At 38.3% G+C, this 3,867-nt stretch carries 4 protein-coding genes; 3 read left to right on the forward strand and 1 reads right to left on the reverse strand.

The window, feature by feature from the left end; translation table 11 throughout:
* From MVY38_RS04610 to MVY38_RS04620, 3 genes are all read left to right on the forward strand, one after another.
* Positions 1 to 720, forward strand: a 720-nt coding sequence (locus MVY38_RS04610) for an asparagine synthase-related protein (protein ID WP_297483988.1), incomplete at its 5' end; no start/stop codon positions are given.
* Positions 721 to 733: 13 nt separating this feature from the next.
* Positions 734 to 1,948, forward strand: a complete 1,215-nt coding sequence (locus tag MVY38_RS04615) for a dicarboxylate/amino acid:cation symporter (protein WP_297483989.1) — start codon at positions 734 to 736, stop codon at positions 1,946 to 1,948.
* An 83-nt stretch (positions 1,949 to 2,031) separates the two neighbouring features.
* Positions 2,032 to 3,228, forward strand: coding sequence for an FAD-dependent oxidoreductase (locus MVY38_RS04620; protein WP_297483990.1), 1,197 nt, complete (start codon positions 2,032 to 2,034; stop codon positions 3,226 to 3,228).
* Positions 3,229 to 3,249: 21 nt separating this feature from the next.
* Here the strand turns inward: MVY38_RS04620 and MVY38_RS04625 are convergent.
* Positions 3,250 to 3,867: CBS domain-containing protein (locus MVY38_RS04625; protein ID WP_297483991.1), on the reverse strand; the 618-nt coding region annotated here is incomplete at its 5' end.

A 3,867-nucleotide genomic window follows, 5' to 3' on the forward strand; every position in this document is an offset into this window, starting at 1 on the left:
TATCGCCAATACTTCGAGTATCTTGACATCGAACAGGCAGCATCACTCGCACATAAAAACTGGCTCAAAAAATACTTTCGTGCAAACTTCTCCATGAACAGAGAGTGGGAGTGGTACAAACGCATCTTTGATGATACCCTGCTCTTTCGCACAAGTGGCGATAAATTCACCGACTTACAAAAAAATGGACTCCTTAAACGCAATGTACGAGATAATGAAAGTCTAAAATATCTTCAAAACTATTATGAACGGTTTGAAAACTCTACTCACTCTGACCCATCCATCTGGTACAGTTACATCGACCTAAACATCTTTCAAGCAGAGCACTTTTTAACAAAACTTGACCGTGTGAGCATGGCTCACTCCATAGAGTCACGCACACCATTTTTAGACCATAAGTTAGCCCAAACAATTTTTGCCATTGACCCTAAACTACGCTACGAAGATGGCATCACAAAATCACTACTCAAACAGATCATGACTAACAAACTCCCTAACGAGATACTAACACGCAAGAAAAAGGGTTTTTCAAATCCTTATATGGAGTACCTCATCAGCTCTGGAAATATCTCACTCATACAAGAGGTAAACAAAGAGACAGGAATCTTTAAAAGTGATAAATTAGAAGAGTATATACAAACAGCCGCGCGAGGAAGTTTTAAGCAGCATGTTTGGGGACTTTATGTACTATCTTATTGGATAAAGAAAAACCTTTTATAAAGATGAAAACAATATGATAAAAAAAGTAAAAAAATATGCAACAACAAACACTCTTGTTGTTTTAGGAATTATTTTAGGTGCTGCGTTTGGCATACTCTTTCCTGAACTCGCCCTCAAACAAAAAGTAATAGGAGTAGCATTTGTTTACTTCTTAAAAATGCTTGTTGTACCTCTTGTCTTCGCAAGTATTTATGTCGCTATTCTTGGGCTTGGCTCGATTGAGCACCTCAAACGCATGGGGCTTAAAACCATCGGACTCTATGTGCTTACAACTGCCCTTGCAGTTTTAGCCGCCATTGTTGCTATGAATATCTTTCACATTGGTGAGCATGTCAGCGCACAGGGCTTGGAGTATGCAAAAGCAGCTACCATTGCCCCTTTTTCACTTGAGAAGATGCTGCTAAGCTTCATTCCTACAAATATTTTCCATGCCCTTAGTGAGGGGAAAATGATGCAAATCATTATCTTTGCCATTATGTTTGGGGTGGCTTCACTCTATCTCAAACCTGAACAGCAAGCACCTCTGAAAAGCTTTTTTAACTCTGTAAGTGAAGCAATGCTTGTGATGGCAGAGTGGATTATTCGCCTCACACCACTTGGTGTCTTTTCACTTATCTCTTATGTCATTGCCGAGCAAGGTATAGAGGTGGTATTAGGGCTTTACAAGTACATCTTTGTTGTTGTGGGTGTCATTGTTTTTCATGGAATTATCACCCTCCCCGCAGTGCTGCGTTTGTTTACAAAAGTAAACCCATACAAATATCTCTCAGATGTTCGCGAAGCACCCATTATGGCATTTTCTACAGCATCATCAGCAGCAACGCTGCCTGTCTCTATGCGTGTCGTTGAAGAGATAGGCGGCGTCAATAAAAAGACAGCCTCTTTTGTACTCCCTCTAGGAGCTACGGTATCTATGGATGGAACGGCAGCCTATTTAAGTGTTGCAGTGCTTTACATCGCCAACCTTGCAGGAGTGGCACTCAGTTTTGGTGACCAACTCCTCCTTGGCATTACTGTTGTGGCACTCAGCGTTGGTGTTGCCGCACTTCCAAGTGCTTCACTTGTTATGATGGTTGTCATTCTCAACCAATTGGGTCTTCCTGTAGAGTATATGGCACTCATCGTTGCAGTAGATAGAATTTTAGATATGTGTCGTACCTCACTTAATGTGACATCAGATTTGATTGTGACAAAAGTCGTAGATGAATTTGAAAAACGCCTGAATTGACGATAAAAATACCCCTCTTAATGTAGTTTTAACATCATACATTGTAATATTTCTTATAAAATCAAATTATGCAGGATTCAATTATGAAAAAAGTACTTATACTGGGTGGTGGATTTGCAGGTGTCGAAGCTGCTATCTTTTTAAGAAAAGAGGGGTTTAGTGTTACACTTATCTCAAATCGTGACTATTTTTATATCTATCCAACATCTATCTGGATTCCAACTGGGGAGAGCAAATTTGAAGATATATGTGTTCCTCTTAAAGATTTGCAAAAAGCTCATGGTTTTGAACTTATCATAGATGAAGTAACTGCCATTAAATCAAAAGAGAACAAAGTCTACTGTGCTAAAGAGACTTATGAATATGAATATCTTGTGGTAGCAATGGGAAGTGGGAAGATGAAACATAAAGGAAGTGAAAATTTCCTCTCCATCTGTGGAGTACCAGAAGACTCTCTAAAAATTAAAGACAAAATTGATGCACTCATACAAAAAGGGAGTGGAAAAATAGCAATGGGATTTGGTGGTAATCCAAAAGACCCTTCAAATGTAAGAGGGGGACCAGCTTTTGAGGTACTTTTTAATGTCCACAATCAACTCAAAAAGCTAGGTATTCGCGATAATTTTGAACTTACTTTTTTTGCTCCAATGGCAGAACCAGGGGCGAGAATGGGTAAACAAGCACTTAAAATGATGGATGTAATGTTTAACAAACTTGATATTAAAAAACATTTTGGCAAAAAGATTACAAAATTTGAAGAAGATGGCATTGTCTTTGAAGATGAGAGTAAACTTGAGTCTGATTTTACAATGTTTATACCAGCAGGTAATGGTCATGATGTTTTTGCAAACAGTGACCTACCACTCAATGACTCTGGAATGATTCTCATTAATGATTACTGCGAAGTGCAACATGATTTTGATGCATCAAGTGAAACGCAAGAGGGAATATGCAAAGTTTTTGCAATTGGGGACAGTGTTGCCCTACAAGGGCCTGATTGGAGAGCAAAACAGGGGCATGTTGCAGAGGTAATGGCAAGGAATGTTGCTTTTAACATCAAACAGATGGTTCTTGGCTCTGATGAGAGAAAAGGGTATGAAGAACATATTAACATTTTATGTGTTATGGATAGTGGTGATGGAGCAGCCTTTGTTTACAGAGACCATAAAGGTGGTAAGATGATTCCTATGCCATTCATAGGACATTGGCTCAAAAAAGGCTGGGGATTTTACTGCCGTAACTCAAAACTTGGAAAAATTCCACGCATCCCTGGAATGTAATAAAAAAGGAGGCATTTACGCTTACGCCTCTTTTACCTCTTTAGCCTTGCGTTTGAGCTTCATTTTACGCTTTGCAAGCTCACGCATATCTTCAGTCGTGTCGCTTTCATCCATAATTTCCACACCTAAAATAGTCTCAACACAATCTTCAAGTGTAATAATTCCATCTGTTTGATCATAGTTATCTGTCACTAAAAACATATGCTCTTTTTTCGATATAAAAAGGTCAAGAGCCTTGCTTACAGGGATGTTTTCATTGATGCTGAACATATCTTTCTTTATAGAGCCAAGTGTTACACTATCATCTGCTAATGCTTGTTTAAATATTTTTTTAGTGAGTACAATTCCAGTGATAGTTTCAAGCGACTCTTTGAAAATAGGAATACGAGAAAATTTAAAAATTGCAGGCTGCGTTTGAATAACATCTTTTATGCTCATACTCTCATCAAGTGCAAAAACAACACTTCTAGGCGTAAGCACCTCATTGACTTTAATATTGTCAAGATTTAAAATATTTTCAATAACATCAGACTCTTGCTCATCTATGACACCCTCATCTTCACTCATATACATACTCTCTAAAAATTCCTCTTTTGTAAGCGAGTGTGAGTCACTATTTCCTTTAGAAATTTTATTTGT

The sequence above is a fragment of the Sulfurimonas sp. genome (assembly GCF_027056685.1).
Classification (GTDB): domain Bacteria; phylum Campylobacterota; class Campylobacteria; order Campylobacterales; family Sulfurimonadaceae; genus Sulfurimonas.